The organism is Devosia sp. LjRoot3, assembly GCF_964252865.1.
Lineage (GTDB): Bacteria > Pseudomonadota > Alphaproteobacteria > Rhizobiales > Devosiaceae > Devosia.
On record NZ_CAXUPK020000001.1, the window covers coordinates 1292043 to 1308636 of the forward strand.

Below are 16594 nucleotides of genomic sequence, written 5' to 3' on the forward strand. Positions count from 1 at the left end.
AAACGGCGGCCCCTCGGGCCGCCGTTTTTCTTTGGGCTCAAGGCTGCGCCATGGATGTTAGGGGGCCAAAACTCTTCCTGTCGAATTCTGTCAGCACCATCCGTCATAGGGGCGGGCTTGTAACAATCTCGTCAACATCCTACGTCCCCTTACCGGCCGGTGAGCCAACAGGAGCACTCCCTTGAACAAGGCCCTCGTCGTTATTCTCGCCGCCGTGATGCTCGATGCCATCGGCATCGGCCTTATCTTCCCGATTCTCCCGGCACTGCTGCGCGAAGTCGGGCACACATCCGACATTTCGATCCTGCTCGGCGTCATGCTGGCGCTCTATTCGGCGTGCCAGTTCCTGTTCTCGCCGATTCTAGGCGTGCTCAGCGATCGCTTCGGGCGGCGTCCAGTGCTTCTGGTCTCGCTGGCGGGCGCCGCCATCGACTATCTCATCATGGCCTTCGCCCCGCATCTCTGGATGCTGGTTATCGGCCGCGCCATTGCCGGCGTCACCAGCGCCAACATGGCCGTGGCGACCGCTTACATCACCGACATCACCACGGAAGAAGAGCGCGCCCAACGCTTCGGTCTCTTCCACGCCATGTTCGGCATCGGCTTCATCATCGGCCCGGTCATCGGCGGCATTCTGGGCGAATGGTGGTGGCTCCATGCCCCGTTTCTGGCGGCGGCCGTGCTCAACGGCGTGAACTTCGCCCTGGCACTCTTCGTCCTGCCCGAATCGCGGCCCGGCAAGGCCGATGCGCGTTTCACCTGGGAGACCCTCAATCCCTTCAAGCCGCTGGCCTGGGCCTTTAATTTCAAGGCTTTGGTGCCGCTGATGGCCATCTTCCTGATCATGAATTTCGTTGGCACCGTCTACGGCACGGCCTGGGCACAGTTCAGCGAAGATCAGTTTGCCTTTTCCGGCCTGACCATCGGTCTGTCGCTTGGCGCCTTCGGCGTGTTCCATGCCCTGGCGCAGGCTTTTCTTACCGGCCCCGCCGTTGCCTGGCTCGGTGAACGCTGGGCTCTGGTCGTCGGCATGGCCTTCGAAACTGGCGCCATGCTCACCCTGGCCTTTGCCGGCCAGGGCTGGCTGCTTTTCGCCATGGCCCCGATCTTCGCCCTGGGCGGCATCGGCATGCCTGCGTTGCAATCATTGACGACACAGCAGGTCGATTCTGATCGTCAGGGTCAGCTTCAGGGCGTGCTTGCCAGCATCGTCAGCCTTGCCTCGGTCTTTGGGCCGCTGCTCTTCAGCGCCATTTACGCATCGGTGCGCCACGATTGGCCCGGAATGATCTGGATCGTCGCCATCTGCATCTACTGTCTTGCCCTGCCGCTCATGGTCGGCATCCGGAGGGCGCCGGCTGCGGCAAAAAACCCGGCGGAATGATGGTGGAAAGGCCGGAAAACCTGATAGTTCGGCCTTGTCGGTCCCGAATTTCCGCGGCATTAACATTCCCGTACCGTTCGGCCTCGCCAAAACGGCGGAAACACTTGCGCTTCAGCTAGAATCGACCAAGGGTTGCCGCCACCAAGCTTCGCCAGCGAGGGCGGGCATTCACTGTGAGGATACGCAATGAACAAGAACGATCTGGTTGGCGTCGTTGCCGACAAGGCTACGATCACCAAGGCTCAGGCCGCTGAAGCGGTTGACGCAGTGTTCGAAGCAATCACCGCCGCCCTTAAGTCGGGTGACGAAGTTCGTCTCGTTGGCTTCGGCACCTTCGCCGTGTCGCAGCGCAAGGCATCGACTGGCCGCAACCCGGCCACCGGCGCAGAGATCCAGATTCCGGCCTCCAATCAGGCCAAGTTCAAGCCCGGCAAGGGCCTGAAGGACGCGATCAACTAAAAGCACCGCTTTTAGCGCTTCAAACAAACGGTCCCGCGTTCACTCGCCGGGGCCGTTTTGTTTTTTGGGGGCAGCGGGCCGGGCCTTCGCGCGCGTGCTCCCATCCCAATCCCCTCCGTCGAGGGGAGTGATTGCTCCGGACCGCTCTGCCCTCTGATTTCCATCCACGGTGTCATTCTCGCGAAAGCGGGAACCCCTGTTTGAAACGGAGGTCCCCGCTTTCGCGGGGATGAAACATAGAAAGTGAAAGCATCCGCGTGCGTCCAAGGGGAACAGGCCCTCCGCCAATGGGAGGCACTGCAACCGAGACGGAGACGCGATTTGCGCGATATACACTACGCCGCGACCCGGTCTCCGCCCGCCATCCCCACAGCTCGAACCACCCATCGGCAAATTGCCTGTTGACGGGCAAGGGCAGGGGCCCTAATCAGAGCGCCGTTCCAGACCATTGTGTCGGACGGGCGATTAGCTCAGTTGGTAGAGCGTCTCGTTTACACCGAGAATGTCGGCGGTTCGAGTCCGTCATCGCCCACCATTTTTCGTTTCCCGACCACTCCCGCTCAGCCGGAGGGTGCGAAACGGAAAATCAGATGCCGTGGCCTGCCACGCGCGTCGGCAAAGCCCCAATCCTTCTTCATCTCAGCTACAGACACCCCGGCCGATGCCCTTCGAGAGCGCATCAGCTCGCGTTCCTGTTGAGAAAACGCGCCTTGTGGCTTGAAGCATAATAGTTTTCCACAGGCTCAGACGCCTCTGTGAAGTTTTTATGCCGGATGCGGAAAGGGGCGCTTGACTTAGTCAGGGGCGCTGGGTACATCAGCGTCACGTTCAGCGGGCCACACGGTTCGCCGATGCGGGAGTAGCTCAGTTGGTTAGAGCGCCGGCCTGTCACGCCGGAGGTCGCGGGTTCGAGCCCCGTCTCTCGCGCCACCCTTTCTAGAAGGTGTGGCCACCACGGCGCCCATCGGGCGCCTTTTTTGTTTGCTCTCTTCTTTGTGTGTAACGCGCTGGATGCGGCCACCGTATCTGCTGGTAGAATAGCCAGTAGGAAGGTGCTCCAATGTCGCCACGTTTTCCCGATTTTGCGTTTTCCCGTCGTAGCCTGCTCGGCGGACTTGCTGCGGTGTCGGTCCTCGGCTTTGCGGCAAGACCCAGCTCGGTCTTTGCGCAGGAAGAGCCCGTGGTCATCCCGCCGCCCGACAAGGATCTGGTTGAATCAGCGGCCTCGGCGGTCGCCGTTTTCGCCGGCGGATGCTTCTGGGGCGTGCAGGGCGTGTTCCAGCGAGTGAAGGGCGTCACCAATGCCGTATCCGGCTATTCCGGCGGCGCGGCCAACACAGCCACATATGAGCAGACGACAAGGGGAGACACCGGTCACGCCGAGACGGTCGAAGTTACCTACGATCCCAAGGCCGTGACCTTCGGCAAGCTGCTGCAGATTTTCTTCTCCGTTGCCCACAATCCGACCCAGCTCAATTTCCAGGGTCCGGACCGCGGCACGCAATATCGCTCGACCATCTTCCCGGTAAACGAGGATCAGGCCGAAGTCGCCAAGGCCTACATCGCCCAGCTCGATGCCGCGAATCTCTTTTCTGGCCCGATCGTCACCACGCTCGAGCCGTTCCAGGCCTTCTATCCTGCGGAGCAGTACCATCAGGATTTCCTGACGCTCAATCCGACCTGGCCCTACATCGTGCGGAACGACCTTCCCAAGATCGCGGCCCTGGCGGCTCTGTTCCCGGATGTCTATCGCACCGAACCCGTACTGGTCGGGGAGTTGCCCGCCGCCTGAGCGGTGTGACTCCAATGCAACGGCGGCGCGGTGCCTTGTTTTGGCCCCTCAATGGGCGGCTTGCAGCCGGATTGGGTGGCGAACTTCCTTGCCGGTCGCCGGAGTCGGTGTTGCACATCGGCATCGCCCGGCGGTCATGGAAAATCAGTGGTGGAACGCGCGGATCATTCTTCCGTTCTTCTCCCACCTGCTGGTTGTAGTGCTAAGGAGAAACGCGATGCGCTCGTCTCACAAGATCGCCCTGGCAACGCTTGCCACCGCCCTGATGTCGGGCTCGGCCTTCGCCGCCGACTTGATTACCGTGCCCACGAGCACACCGGCAGCATTGCCCATCTATGAAGAAGCAGCCGGCTTTGACTGGAACGGCTTTTATGCCGGCGTCTATGGCGGCATCCAGAATAGCCCGGTTGGCGGCATGCAATATGGTGCCGGCGCCATGGCCGGTGTGAATGCCCAGTTCGACTTCTACCTTCTGGGTGCTGAAGTTGCGGTACAGGGGATCACCGGCGGCAACACCAATACCAGCTATGGCCAGATTCTCGGTCGTGCCGGTCTCGTCGTTTCCGACAATGTCGTCGTTTATGCAGCCGGCGGCTATGGCATCGATCTCGGCGTGCCGGAAGAAGATGACGTCCTGCTCGGAGGTGGTGTCGAACTGGCCGTGACCGACAATGTCTCGGTTCGGGCACAATACCTTCACGGCTTCCCGCTCAATGGCGGCAATGCCAAGGATCAGTTCACGGTTGGGGCGGCCTTCCACTTCTGACCCGTTCCGCAGCCACGATTCGTCGGTAGAATCGGCGAATCTGATCGAATCTCTAAAAATGGCCCCGCAATTGTTGCGGGGCCATTTGCATTTCGGGCAACAATGTGGCAGCGTGCCCTCCAACAGCCATATTTGGGCTGGTGTCCGGTCACAAATTCGGGCGCTGATCCAAGGCTGAATGCGTCAATTTGTATCAAACTGGACCAATTCCGAGACCTAAAGGCAACACTCGGGTCGTTTTGGTCATGAAAACTTATCCGCACCGCCCAATATGTGTTGGCGCGGGGTTGCCTCTTTTTCTCCCTTGAGTCATTAGTCCGGTCGACTACGGTTAACTCTATGGGAGTGCAAGATATGTTTGTACGTTCTCTCTCGCTCGGCGTTGCTGCCGCTGCACTCATGGTTGGTGGCGCTCAGGCTGCTGATCTGATCATCCCGACCACCCCGCAGCCGATCTATGAAGCTGCTGGCTTCGATTGGTCCGGTCTCTATGCTGGTGTCCGCGCTGGCGGCCAGTGGACTGGTGCAAACCAGTACGCAAACACCACCATCAACACCACCTATGGCGTTGTCGGTGCTGCTGTCGGCGTGAACTTCATCCCGGTTGACCCGTTCCTGATCGGTGCTGAAGTCACCGGTGACTGGACCTGGGCAAACAACACCTCGTCGGGTGAATTCTTCGCCAACCTCCGCGCTGGCGCTGTCGTCACCGACTCCGTGCTCGTCTACGCCCTCGGCGGCGTTGGCGTGAACACCACCGGCAACACCACCGAATCCGTCTACCAGCTTGGTGGCGGCGTCGAAGTTGCTGTGACCGATGCAATCACCGTCCGCGGTGAACTCGTTGGCCAGGGTGACTTCTCGAACGTTGCTGGCGACCAGTTCTTTGAGTCGGCCAAGGCAACCGTCGGCGTCTTCTACCACTTCTAAGACACTATTTTTCGCGACGGCCCAGGCCGTTGCGGAACAAGTCTTGCAAACCCAGGCGGCGAACCGGTTTCCGGTTCGCCGTTTGCGTTTATTACCAATGATTTAACAAGAGCGAAGTTTGGTGTTGTCGATTGGCTACACTTGCCGAAAAGCCGACACGTTTTGGGCGATGTGAAGGCCAAACCCATTGCGGGGCGCCTGTGGCTCTGTCAGGTTAGAGTAAGTTACCAACGAAATCTTCGAGGGCTTAAAATGTCTGTTCGTTCTCTGCTTATTGGCGTGTCGATCGCCGCTCTTGGTACCGCCGCCGCTTCGGCAGCGGACCTGATCATCCCGACCACCCCGCAGCCGATCTACGAAGCTGCTGGTTTTGATTGGGAAGGCCTCTACATCGGTGCTCGCGCCGGTGGTCAGTGGACCGGCACCAATGCCTACACCAACCACACCCTGAGCTCGACCTATGGCGTCATCGGTGCTGCCGTCGGCGTGAACTTCATCCCCGTCGATCCGCTGCTGCTCGGCGTTGAAGTCACCGGCGACTACACCTGGAACAGCGTCAACTCGGGCGGCGAATTCTTCGCCAACCTGCGCGCTGGTGCTGTCGTGACCGACGCTGCCCTGATCTACGCAATCGGTGGTGTTGGCGTTTCGACCGTCGGTGGCGGTTCGGAAGGCGTGTACCAGCTTGGTGCTGGTGTTGAATTCGCCGTTACCGATGCGATCACCGTCCGCGGTGAAGTCGTCGGCCAGGGTGACTTCTCCAACGCTGCTGGCGACCAGTTCTTCGAAGCCGCCAAGGCAACCGTCGGCGTCTTCTACCACTTCTAAGATTTGGCTGGCGGGTTCGTCCCGCCATCCTCCAGTCTTGCGAACGGCGAGTCGGTATCGACTCGCCGTTTTCGTTTATTCGCGACATAATCGGGCGCCAATTGCGCTTGCAGCCTGTTTCAAAATTCGCGTTGCGCGCGCCAATATTTACGTCAAACTCACGTCTTCAAAGTCATAACCTTTCTCAGCCATGCGGCTTAGATATATGATTTTTCAGGTCATATTTTCTTTCCCTTGAAACCATTTAGGGGAAGGTCTAAGCCCTAGCCATCAACTGACGCGGTGGTCGGCTCGCCCCAATTGCTTGCTCGCCTCGCGGATCGCCGGGACCCTCCGACCGGCTCGAACCTTAGGCTGCCGCATGACTGACTTGCTCAGCAATTACCTGCCAATCCTTCTCTTTATCGGACTTGCCGCCGTCATCGGTGGTGCGCTCCTCGTGGCGCCGTGGCTTGTTGCCTACCGCAAGCCCGATCCGGAAAAGCTGTCCGCATTCGAAGCAGGCTTCGATGCCTTCGACGACGCGCGCATGAAGGTCGACGTCCGATTCTATCTGGTGTCGATTCTCTTCATCATCTTTGACCTTGAAGTGGCGTTCCTCTTCCCCTGGGCCGTGGCTTTCCACGACATCGGGTGGTTCGGCTTCTGGTCGGTGATGGTCTTCCTCGGCGTGCTGACCGTCGGCTTTATTTATGAATGGCGCAAAGGAGCTCTGGAATGGGATTGAGCCCCTCCAACGCGACGCTGGTGACTCCTCGTCCCACCGGCGCTCTCGACCCGGCAACCGGCAAGCCGTTCGGCGCCGAAGATCCGTTTTTCGTAGGCGTGAACAACGAGTTGGCCGACAAGGGCTTCCTCGTCACCACTGTGTCGCAGCTCATCACCTGGGCCCGTACCGGCTCGCTGATGTGGATGCAGACGGGTCTGGCCTGTTGCGCCGTTGAAATGATGCAGATGTCGATGCCGCGCTACGACATCGAACGTTTCGGCACTGCGCCGCGCGCTTCGCCGCGCCAGTCCGACGTCCTCATCGTCGCCGGCACGCTGACCAACAAGATGGCGCCCGCTCTGCGCAAGGTCTACGACCAGATGCCCGAGCCGCGCTATGTCATCTCCATGGGCTCCTGCGCCAATGGCGGCGGCTATTATCACTATTCCTATTCGGTGGTGCGCGGTTGCGATCGCATCCTGCCCGTGGACGTCTATGTCCCTGGCTGCCCTCCGACCGCCGAGGCGCTTCTTTACGGCATCCTGTTGCTGCAGAAGAAGATCCGCCGCGACGGCACGATCGAGCGATAGGGCCCGGCCATGACCGACACTGTTGAAACCGTCGAGCCCGTCATCGAAGTCCACCCGCTGGTCGCCCTCGGCGAACACATCGTGGCTTCCCTTGGCGATGCCGTCACCGGCTTTGAGACCGCCTTCGGCGATCTCACCATCACCGCCAATCGCGATTCCATCGTCGACGTCGTCACCTTCCTGCGTGATGACGCAAAATGCCGTTTCATCTCCTTTGTGGATGTCTGCGGCGCCGACTATCCATCGCGCGAATTCCGCTTCGACGTGGTCTATCACTTCCTCAGTCCCCACCTGAACCAGCGCATCCGCGTCAAGGTTCAGGCTGACGAAGCTACGCCCGTTCCTTCGATCACTGGCGTTTTCGCCGGTGCCGACTGGTTCGAGCGCGAAACCTACGACCTCTACGGCGTGCTGTTCTCCGGCCACCCCGACCTGCGCCGCATCCTCACGGACTATGGCTTCGATGGCCATCCGCTGCGCAAGGACTTCCCGCTCACTGGCTTTGTGGAAGTGCGCTACGACGAAGAGCGCCGCCGCGTGGTTTATGAGCCGGTCGCTCTCGCCCAGGAATTCCGCTCGTTCGATTATTTGTCGCCCTGGGAAGGTACGGATTACGTGCTGCCAGGTGACGAGAAGGCGAAGAACTGATGTCTGAAGTCGACGTCCGCAATTTCACGATCAACTTCGGCCCGGTTCACCCCTCGGCCCACGGCGTGCTGCGCATGATTCTCGAGCTCGATGGCGAGCTCGTTGAACGTGTCGATCCGCACGTCGGCCTGCTGCATCGCGGCACCGAAAAGCTGATCGAATACAAGACCTATCTGCAGGCGGTTCCCTATTTCGACCGCCTCGACTACGTGGCCCCGATGAACCAGGAGCATGCCTTTGCCCTGGCTGTCGAGCGTATGCTCGGCATCGAGGTGCCGCGTCGTGGCCAGTTGATCCGCGTGCTCTATGCCGAAATCGGCCGCCTGCTCGCTCACCTGATGAACGTGACCACCCAGGCCATGGACATCGGCGCGCTGACCCCGCCGCTTTGGGGCTTTGAGCAGCGCGAAAAGCTCATGGTTTTCTATGAGCGCGCTTCCGGCGCCCGCATGCACGCTGCCTATTTCCGTCCCGGTGGCGTCCATCAGGACCTGCCGCAGGCGCTCGTCGACGACATCGGCACCTTCTGCGACGAATTCCCCGCCGCGCTGGCCGACATCGACACGCTGCTGACTGACAACCGCATCTTCAAGCAGCGTAACGTCGATATCGGCGTCGTCCCGCTGGAAGAAGCGTGGGGCAGGGGCTTCTCGGGCGTCATGGTCCGCGGCTCCGGCGCTGCCTGGGATCTGCGCAAGGCGCAGCCCTATGACGCCTATGCCGAAATGGATTTCGATATCCCGACCGGCTCCAATGGCGACTGCTACGATCGCTACCTGATCCGCATGGAAGAAATGCGGCAGGCCAATAAGATCATGAAGCAGTGCGTCGAGAAGCTGAACGCGCCGGAAGGCAAGGGCCCTGTGGCCTCTGTTGACGGCAAGGTCGTTCCGCCCAAGCGCGGTGAGATGAAGCAGTCGATGGAAGCACTGATCCATCACTTCAAGCTTTACACCGAAGGCTTCAAGGTTCCGGCCGGCGAGATCTACGCCGCCGTCGAAGCGCCCAAGGGTGAGTTCGGCGTCTATGTGGTGTCCGATGGCACCAACAAGCCCTATCGCTGTCACATCCGCGCTCCGGGCTTTGCCCATCTGAGCGCCATGGACTGGCTCTGCCGCGGCCACATGCTGGCAGACGTCACCGCGATCCTGGGTTCGATTGATATTGTGTTCGGAGAGGTTGATCGCTGATGAGCGTGCGACGCCTTGCAGACGAGTCGGTTCAGCCGGCAAGTTTCGCCTTTAGTGATGCTAATCAGGCCTGGGCCGAAAAGCGCATTGCGCTTTACCCGACCGGCCGTCAGCAGTCTGCCGTTATCCCGCTGCTTATGCGTGCGCAGGATCAGGACGGCTGGGTTTCCCGCGCGACCATTGAAAAGGTCGCCGAGATGCTCGGCATGGCCTATATCCGCGTGCTCGAAGTCGCGACCTTTTATACCCAGTTTCAGCTGCAGCCCGTCGGCACCCGGGCCCACGTTCAGGTCTGCGGCACCACGCCGTGCATGCTGCGCGGGGCAGGGGAACTGATCGAGGTTTGTAAAAGCAAGATCCACCACGATCCCCACCATCTCAACGAAGATGGCACGCTCTCGTGGGAAGAAGTCGAATGCGCCGGTGCCTGCGTCAACGCACCGATGGTCACCATCTACCACGACACCTATGAAGACCTCACCGCCGGTCGCCTCGAAGAAATCATCGATGCGTTCCAGGCTGGCAAGGGCGACACCATCAAGCCGGGCACCCAGATCGAGCGCCTGAACGCTGCCGCCGAAGGCGGTCAGACGACCCTGCTCGAAAAGCCGACTGCTAAGCGCGAAAAGTTCGTGCCGCCCCCGCCGCCGGAAAGTACAGCGCCAGCTACTGCAGGCGCGCCCGCTCCAGCGGCCGCTGCCCCGGCTCCGGCCGCTGCGGCTCCCGCGCCGACCACGGCTGCCAAGCCCAAGGACGTTTCGGAAGAATCCGCGCCTGCCCTCAAGGGCACGCCCAAGGAAGCCAAGGTTTCCGAGGCCAAGGCCGAAGGCGAACGCAAGGCTGCCAATGCTTCGGCAAAGGCAACCGGCAAGCCCGCCAAGGAAATGCGCGAAGACGCTGTCGGCGCCGAATCCAAGGCGGCCAAGGTCGATGGCGGCAAGGCCCCCGGCAAGAAATCTGCCGATGCCCCTGCCGGCGACGCTGCCGCCACCTCGGTGAAGAAATCGACCAAGAAGGTCGTTGCTGCTCCCGCCGAAGGCCTGAGCCCGACTGCTGAGACCGGTGGTCCCACGCCCCTGTTCCAGAAGCAGGAAGGCCCGGCTGACGATCTCAAGCTGATCTCGGGCGTCGGTCCGGTCCTCGAAGGCAAGCTCAACGCAGTTGGCATCACCAAGTGGAGCCAGGTTGCGACGATGACGCCGGACCAGATCACGGCTCTGGAATCCAGTCTCAACTTCAAGGGTCGCGTAGCGCGTGACAACTGGCTGCAACAGGCCGACGTCCTCGCCCGCGGCGGGGTTGAGGAATATCGCAAGGTGTTCGGGAAGGACCCGCGCTAATGCTCGCTGATAAAGACCGCATTTTTACCAACCTCTACGGCCAGCATGACTGGCGCCTCGAAGGCGCGCGTGCGCGTGGCTCCTGGGTTGGTACGAAGGAATTTCTCGATCAGGGCCGCGATTGGATCACCAACGAGGTCAAGGGTTCGGGCCTGCGCGGCCGTGGCGGCGCCGGTTTCCCCACTGGTCTCAAGTGGAGCTTCATGCCCAAGGTCAGCGATGGCCGTCCGCATTACCTCCTTGTGAACGCTGACGAATCCGAGCCCGGTACGTGCAAGGACCGCGAAATCCTGCGCCACGATCCGCATCACCTGATCGAAGGCTGCCTGATCGCCTCGCGCGCCATGGATGCGCACCTGGCCTTCATTTATGTCCGCGGTGAATTCATCCGCGAACGTCAGCGCCTCGAGGAAGCCGTTCAGGAAGCCTACGACGCCAAGCTGATCGGCAAGGACAATATCCACGGCTGGGATCTGGACATCATCGTCCATCACGGCGCCGGCGCGTACATCTGCGGCGAAGAAACCGCGCTGATGGAATCGCTCGAAGGCAAGAAGGGCCAGCCGCGCCTCAAGCCGCCGTTCCCGGCCGGCATGGGTGTCTATGGCAACCCGACCACCGTCAACAACGTCGAGTCGATCGCCGTCGTCCCGGAAATCCTGCGTCGCTCCGGCGCCTGGTTCTCCTCCATCGGCCGTCCGAACAATGTCGGCACCAAGCTGTTCATGGTCTCGGGCCATGTGAACAAGCCCGCGACCTTCGAGGAAGCCCTTGGCGAAAGCTTCAAGGACATCATCGAAAAGCATTGCGGCGGCATCCGCGGCGGCTGGGACAATCTCCTCGCCGTTATCCCGGGTGGCGCTTCGTGCCCCGTCGTGCGCGGCGAAGACATGATGACCGCTGTCATGGACTTTGACGGTCTTCGCGAAAAGAAGTCGTCCTTCGGCACCGGCGGCATGATCGTCATGGACAAGTCGACCGACATCATCCGGGCCATCTGGCGCATCGCTGCTTTCTTCAAGCACGAGAGCTGCGGCCAGTGCACGCCGTGCCGCGAAGGCACCGGCTGGATGATGCGCGTCATGGAGCGCATGGTCGAAGGCCGCGCCCAGAAGCGCGAAATCGACATGCTCTTCTCGGTCACCAAGCAGATCGAAGGTCACACCATTTGCGCCCTTGGCGACGCGGCCGCTTGGCCGATCCAGGGCCTGATCCGCAACTTCCGTGACGTGATCGAAGCGCGGATCGATCAATATACCTGGTCCTCGACCAGCGACGGCGCCGTGCCGTCGATTGCGGCGGAGTGAGCCGATGGCACAGATCAAGGTAGACGGCACGCTCGTCGAAGTCCCTGATTACTACACCCTCATGCAGGCGGCCGAAGCTGCCGGCGCGGAAATCCCGCGCTTCTGCTACCACGACCGTCTTTCGGTCGCGGGCAACTGCCGCATGTGTCTCGTCGAAGTGAAGGGCGGTCCTCCGAAGCCGCAGGCTTCGTGCGCCATGGCGGTCAAGGACCTGCGTCCCGGCCCGAATGGCGAGCCGCCCGAAATGTTCACCAACACGCCCATGGTCAAAAAGGCCCGTGAAGGCGTGATGGAATTCCTGCTGGTCAATCACCCGCTGGACTGCCCGATCTGCGATCAGGGCGGCGAGTGCGACCTTCAGGACCAGGCCATGGCCTACGGTGTAGATAAGTCGCGCTTCCACGAAAACAAGCGCGCTGTCGAAGACAAGTACATCGGGCCGCTGGTCAAGACCTCGATGAACCGCTGCATCCATTGCACGCGTTGCGTCCGCTTCACCACCGAAGTCGCCGGCATTGCCGAAATGGGTCTGCTTGGTCGCGGCGAAGACGCCGAGATCACCACCTATCTCGAAAAGGCGCTGTCGAGCGAACTCCAGGGCAATGTCATCGACCTTTGCCCGGTTGGCGCTCTGACCTCCAAGCCGTACGCCTTCAACGCCCGTCCGTGGGAGCTGACCAAGACCGAATCCATCGACGTGATGGATGCCGTCGGTTCGGCCATCCGCGTCGATAGCCGCGGCCGTGAAGTCATGCGCATCATGCCGCGCGTCAACGAAGCCATCAACGAAGAGTGGATCTCGGACAAGACCCGCTTCATCTGGGATGGCCTCAAGAACCAGCGCCTCGATCGCCCATATGTTCGCAAGAACGGCAAGCTCCAGGCCACCACCTGGGAAGAAGCCCTCTCGGCTGTTGCCGCTCGCGTCAAGAAGGCCGGCAACAAGGTCGGCGCCATCGCTGGTGATCTCGCTGCCGTCGAAGAAATGTACGCGCTCAAGGGCCTGCTCGCTTCGATCGGTTCGGGCAATACCGACGTCCGTCCTGCCATGTCGGGTATCGATCCCTCGATGCCGCGCTCGGCCTACATCTTCAATCCGACCATTGCCGGCATTGAAGAAGCTGACGCCGTGCTGATCATCGGCGCCAATCCGCGCAAGGAAGCGTCGCTGATCAATGCGCGCATTCGCAAGACCTGGCGCGCCAAGAATATCCCGGTGGGCGTGATCGGCGAACGCGCCGACCTCACCTACACCTATGACTATCTCGGCGAAGGCTTTGAAACCCTCGTTGACGTTGCTGCCGGCAAGGGCTCCTTCGGCGAAATCCTCGCCAAGGCCCAGCGTCCGATCATCATCGTCGGTGAAGCCGCTGTCTCGCATGCCAACCTCGGCAAGCAGGTCGGCCGCGACGTCATCGCGATTGCCTCCAAGCTCGCCACCGGCGCCAATGTCGCCGAAGGCTGGAACGGTTTCGCGCTGCTCCACAATGCGGCCAGCCGCGTTGGTGGCATCGACATCGGCTTCGTGCCGCATGACGGCGGCGTCTGCTCGGCTGACCAGATCGCTCTGGCCGGCAAGGGTGAACTCGACGTCCTGTTCCTGCTCGGCGCCGACGAATACGACATGTCCGCCATGGGCAAGGCATTCGTCGTCTATGTCGGTTCGCACGGCGACCAGGGCGCACACCGCGCCGACGTCATCCTGCCGGCAGCGACCTATACCGAGAAGTCGGGCACCTATGTGAACACCGAAGGCCGCGTCCAGCAGACCGCCCGTTCCGTGTTCCCGCCCGGCGACGCCAAGGAAGACTGGGCTATTTTCCGTGCCCTGTCCGGCGCCATCGGCAAGCCGCTCCCGTACAACTCGCTGGCCCAGTTGCGTTCGGCTCTCTATGCCGAATTCCCGCACCTGGCCAATGTCGACGAAATCGCTCCGGGCAAGGTTGCCGATCTCGGCAAGCTCGCCAAGGCCGCTATCAAGACCAAGTCGGCGCCGTTCGGTTCGGCCGTCGCCGATTTCTATCTCAGCAACCCGATTGCACGCGCTTCGGCCGTCATGGGTGAATGCGCCGCGCTGGCTGCCGGTCTCCGGCAGGCCGCGGAGTAGGGGACCACAATGGATTTCGTTACTACGGCCCTCGACTATCTGCTCGGCATCCCCTTCCTCGGTTGGGGCGTGCAGATCGGCTTTATCTACAAGGCCCTGGCCTTGCTGGTTGCCCTGCTTGTCTTCACGGCCTTCATTCTTCTTGCCGACCGCAAGATCTGGGCTGCCGTCCAGATGCGCCGCGGTCCCAACGTCGTCGGCCCCTTCGGCCTTCTGCAGTCCTTCGCTGACTTGCTGAAGTTCGTCTTCAAGGAGCCGATCATTCCGGCCGGCGCCGACAAGGCCCTGTTCCTGCTCGCGCCGTTGCTCACGGCCACGCTGGCTCTCGCCGGCTGGGCCGTCGTGCCGGTCGACAATGGCTGGGCCATGGCCAATATCAACATTGGCATCCTGTACCTGCTCGGCATTTCCTCGCTCGGCGTCTATGGCGTGATCATCGGCGGCTGGGCCTCGAACTCGAAATACCCCTTCTTCGGCTCGCTCCGCGCCGCCGCCCAGATGGTGTCCTACGAAGTCTCGATCGGCCTCGTCATCATCACCGTGCTGCTCTGCGTCGGTTCGCTGAACCTCAATGACATCGTCGTTGCGCAGAAGGAAATGGGCCTTGCCCACATGCTCGGCGTGCCGTGGCTCTCGTTCCTGAACTGGTTCTGGATCCCGCTCTTCCCGATGTTCGTGATTTTCTACATTTCGGCGCTCGCCGAAACCAACCGTCCGCCATTCGATTTGGCGGAAGGCGAATCCGAACTCGTCGCCGGCTTCATGACCGAATACTCGGCTTCGCCCTACATGCTCTTCATGCTTGGCGAATACATCTCGATCCTCCTGATGTGCGCCATGACCACCATCCTCTTCATGGGTGGCTGGGCTGCGCCGATCGATCTGCCGCCCTTCACCTGGATTCCGGGTGTCATCTGGTTCTTCATCAAGCTGAGCCTGGTGTTCTTCATGTTCGCGATGGCCAAGTCCATCGTGCCCCGTTACCGCTATGACCAGCTCATGCGGATCGGTTGGAAGCTGTTCCTGCCGCTCTCGCTGATCATGGTCGTGATCGTCGCCTTCGTCCTCAAGCTCACGGGCTGGGGTTGGCACGGAGGAATCGTCTGATGCGCGCTGCACAAGTCGTCAACACGCTCCTGCTCAAGGAGTTCGTATCGGCCTTCTTCCTGGCCATGCGCTACTTCTTCTCGCCGAAGCCGACCATCAACTATCCCTTCGAAAAGGGTCCGGTGTCGCCCCGCTTCCGCGGTGAGCATGCCCTGCGCCGTTATCCCAACGGCGAAGAGCGTTGCATCGCCTGCAAGCTGTGCGAAGCCATCTGCCCGGCCCAGGCCATCACCATCGAAGCCGGCCCGCGCCAGAACGACGGCACCCGCCGTACGGTGCGCTACGACATCGACATGGTGAAGTGCATCTATTGCGGCTTCTGCCAGGAAGCCTGCCCGGTGGACGCCATCGTCGAAGGCCCGAACTTCGAATTCGCAACTGAAACGCGCGAAGAGCTCTACTTCTCGAAGGAGAAGCTCCTTGCAAACGGCGATCGTTGGGAGCGTGAAATCGCGTCCAACCTTGCAGCCGACGCGCCTTACCGCTGAGAGGGAAGAGGATGACCCTTCCACTATTCTTTTTCTACCTCTTCTCGGCTGTTGCTGTCATTTCGGCCTTCATGGTCATTTCGGCGCGCAACCCCGTGCATGCGGTGCTGTTTCTCATCCTGACCTTCGTCAATGGCGCAGGTCTCTTCATGCTGGCCGGCGCCGAGTTCCTCGCGCTGATCCTGATCGTCGTCTATGTGGGCGCGGTCGCCGTGCTCTTCCTCTTCGTCGTCATGATGCTCGATATCGACTTCGCTGAAATGCGCCAGGGCATGCTGCAATATGCGCCCATCGGCATTCTGGTCGGGGTGATCCTGCTGCTCGAGCTGCTGCTCGTTGCCGGCAGCTTCTTCATCTCGCCAGAAGTCGCGAGCGGGTCGGGTCTGCCGATCGATGCGGCCATGGACAATACGCGTCAGCTCGGTCTCGTGCTGTACACGCGCTACTTCTTCCTGTTCCAGGGTGCTGGTGCAATTCTGCTGGTCGCCATGATTGGCGCCATCGTGCTCACGCTGCGTCACCGCGCGTCGGCAAAGCGCCAGGATCCGATCAAGCAGGTTGCTCGTCAGGCGAGCGAGACGCTGAAGGTCGTCAAGGTCAAGAGCGGTCAGGGGCTATAGGGGTTTATCATGGGCTTGGAAATCGGGCTCGGTCACTACCTGACCGTTGCAGCCATCCTGTTCACGCTTGGCGTGTTCGGCATCTTTCTCAACCGCAAGAACGTCATCGTCATCCTGATGTCGGTGGAATTGATCCTGCTTGCGGTCAATCTGAACTTCGTGGCCTTCAGTGCTCACCTGCAGGATCTGCAGGGCCAGGTCTTCGCGCTGATGATCCTCACCGTGGCTGCTGCTGAAGCCGCCATCGGTCTGGCCATTCTGGTCATTTTCTATCGCAACCGTGGTTCCATCGCGGTTGAAGACGCCAATCTGATGAAGGGCTAAGAGCA

At 61.0% G+C, this 16594-nt stretch carries 17 protein-coding genes and 2 tRNA genes; all 19 read left to right on the forward strand.

Annotated elements, in window-relative coordinates; all coding sequences use genetic code 11:
* Positions 1 to 181: 181 nt before the first annotated feature.
* Positions 182 to 1384, forward strand: coding sequence for a Tet(A)/Tet(B)/Tet(C) family tetracycline efflux MFS transporter (gene tet / locus ACSQ2A_RS06305; protein WP_436071503.1), 1203 nt, complete (start codon positions 182 to 184; stop codon positions 1382 to 1384).
* A 186-nt stretch (positions 1385 to 1570) separates the two neighbouring features.
* A complete protein-coding gene (locus ACSQ2A_RS06310) occupies positions 1571 to 1843 on the forward strand; it encodes an HU family DNA-binding protein (RefSeq protein WP_035079006.1) in 273 nt (90 codons plus the stop codon).
* Between the two features lie 459 nt (positions 1844 to 2302).
* Positions 2303 to 2378: transfer RNA gene (locus ACSQ2A_RS06315), tRNA-Val, on the forward strand.
* Between the two features lie 318 nt (positions 2379 to 2696).
* Positions 2697 to 2773: transfer RNA gene (locus ACSQ2A_RS06320), tRNA-Asp, on the forward strand.
* A gap of 130 nt (positions 2774 to 2903) precedes the next feature.
* Positions 2904 to 3635, forward strand: a complete 732-nt coding sequence (msrA, locus tag ACSQ2A_RS06325; protein ID WP_436071504.1) for a peptide-methionine (S)-S-oxide reductase MsrA — start codon at positions 2904 to 2906, stop codon at positions 3633 to 3635.
* Between the two features lie 217 nt (positions 3636 to 3852).
* Positions 3853 to 4401, forward strand: coding sequence for an outer membrane protein (locus ACSQ2A_RS06330; RefSeq protein WP_295412102.1), 549 nt, complete (start codon positions 3853 to 3855; stop codon positions 4399 to 4401).
* 354 nt (positions 4402 to 4755) lie between these two features.
* Positions 4756 to 5331, forward strand: coding sequence for an outer membrane protein (locus tag ACSQ2A_RS06335; RefSeq protein ID WP_295412100.1), 576 nt, complete (start codon positions 4756 to 4758; stop codon positions 5329 to 5331).
* Positions 5332 to 5583: 252 nt separating this feature from the next.
* On the forward strand, positions 5584 to 6159 hold the full coding sequence (locus tag ACSQ2A_RS06340; protein WP_295412098.1) for an outer membrane protein: 576 nt from the start codon (positions 5584 to 5586) through the stop codon (positions 6157 to 6159).
* A gap of 361 nt (positions 6160 to 6520) precedes the next feature.
* Positions 6521 to 6886: an NADH-quinone oxidoreductase subunit A gene (locus ACSQ2A_RS06345; RefSeq protein WP_295412097.1), complete on the forward strand. Its 366-nt coding sequence runs from the start codon at positions 6521 to 6523 to the stop codon at positions 6884 to 6886.
* Positions 6877 to 7458 (forward strand): NuoB/complex I 20 kDa subunit family protein, encoded by a 582-nt coding sequence (locus ACSQ2A_RS06350; RefSeq protein WP_295412096.1) that lies wholly within the window; start codon positions 6877 to 6879, stop codon positions 7456 to 7458. The genes ACSQ2A_RS06345 and ACSQ2A_RS06350 overlap by 10 nt, the downstream gene beginning before the upstream one ends.
* 9 nt (positions 7459 to 7467) lie before the next feature.
* Positions 7468 to 8106 (forward strand): NADH-quinone oxidoreductase subunit C, encoded by a 639-nt coding sequence (locus ACSQ2A_RS06355; RefSeq protein WP_436071505.1) that lies wholly within the window; start codon positions 7468 to 7470, stop codon positions 8104 to 8106.
* Positions 8106 to 9296: an NADH-quinone oxidoreductase subunit D gene (locus ACSQ2A_RS06360; RefSeq protein WP_295412093.1), complete on the forward strand. Its 1191-nt coding sequence runs from the start codon at positions 8106 to 8108 to the stop codon at positions 9294 to 9296. The genes ACSQ2A_RS06355 and ACSQ2A_RS06360 overlap by 1 nt, the downstream gene beginning before the upstream one ends.
* Positions 9296 to 10636, forward strand: a complete 1341-nt coding sequence (gene nuoE, locus ACSQ2A_RS06365) for an NADH-quinone oxidoreductase subunit NuoE (protein WP_436071506.1) — start codon at positions 9296 to 9298, stop codon at positions 10634 to 10636. Before ACSQ2A_RS06360 ends, nuoE begins: the two co-directional genes overlap by 1 nt.
* Entirely contained in the window at positions 10636 to 11943 is a 1308-nt protein-coding gene (gene nuoF / locus ACSQ2A_RS06370) for an NADH-quinone oxidoreductase subunit NuoF (RefSeq protein WP_436071507.1), read from the forward strand. The genes nuoE and nuoF overlap by 1 nt, the downstream gene beginning before the upstream one ends.
* 4 nt (positions 11944 to 11947) lie before the next feature.
* On the forward strand, positions 11948 to 14050 hold the full coding sequence (gene nuoG / locus ACSQ2A_RS06375; protein WP_436071508.1) for an NADH-quinone oxidoreductase subunit NuoG: 2103 nt from the start codon (positions 11948 to 11950) through the stop codon (positions 14048 to 14050).
* A 9-nt stretch (positions 14051 to 14059) separates the two neighbouring features.
* Positions 14060 to 15157 (forward strand): NADH-quinone oxidoreductase subunit NuoH, encoded by a 1098-nt coding sequence (nuoH, locus tag ACSQ2A_RS06380; RefSeq protein ID WP_295412089.1) that lies wholly within the window; start codon positions 14060 to 14062, stop codon positions 15155 to 15157.
* On the forward strand, positions 15157 to 15645 hold the full coding sequence (gene nuoI / locus ACSQ2A_RS06385) for an NADH-quinone oxidoreductase subunit NuoI (protein ID WP_436071509.1): 489 nt from the start codon (positions 15157 to 15159) through the stop codon (positions 15643 to 15645). The genes nuoH and nuoI overlap by 1 nt, the downstream gene beginning before the upstream one ends.
* A gap of 11 nt (positions 15646 to 15656) precedes the next feature.
* Entirely contained in the window at positions 15657 to 16265 is a 609-nt protein-coding gene (locus tag ACSQ2A_RS06390) for an NADH-quinone oxidoreductase subunit J (RefSeq protein WP_436071510.1), read from the forward strand.
* Positions 16266 to 16280: 15 nt separating this feature from the next.
* Positions 16281 to 16589 (forward strand): NADH-quinone oxidoreductase subunit NuoK, encoded by a 309-nt coding sequence (nuoK, locus tag ACSQ2A_RS06395; RefSeq protein ID WP_035079223.1) that lies wholly within the window; start codon positions 16281 to 16283, stop codon positions 16587 to 16589.
* Positions 16590 to 16594 lie beyond the last annotated feature (5 nt).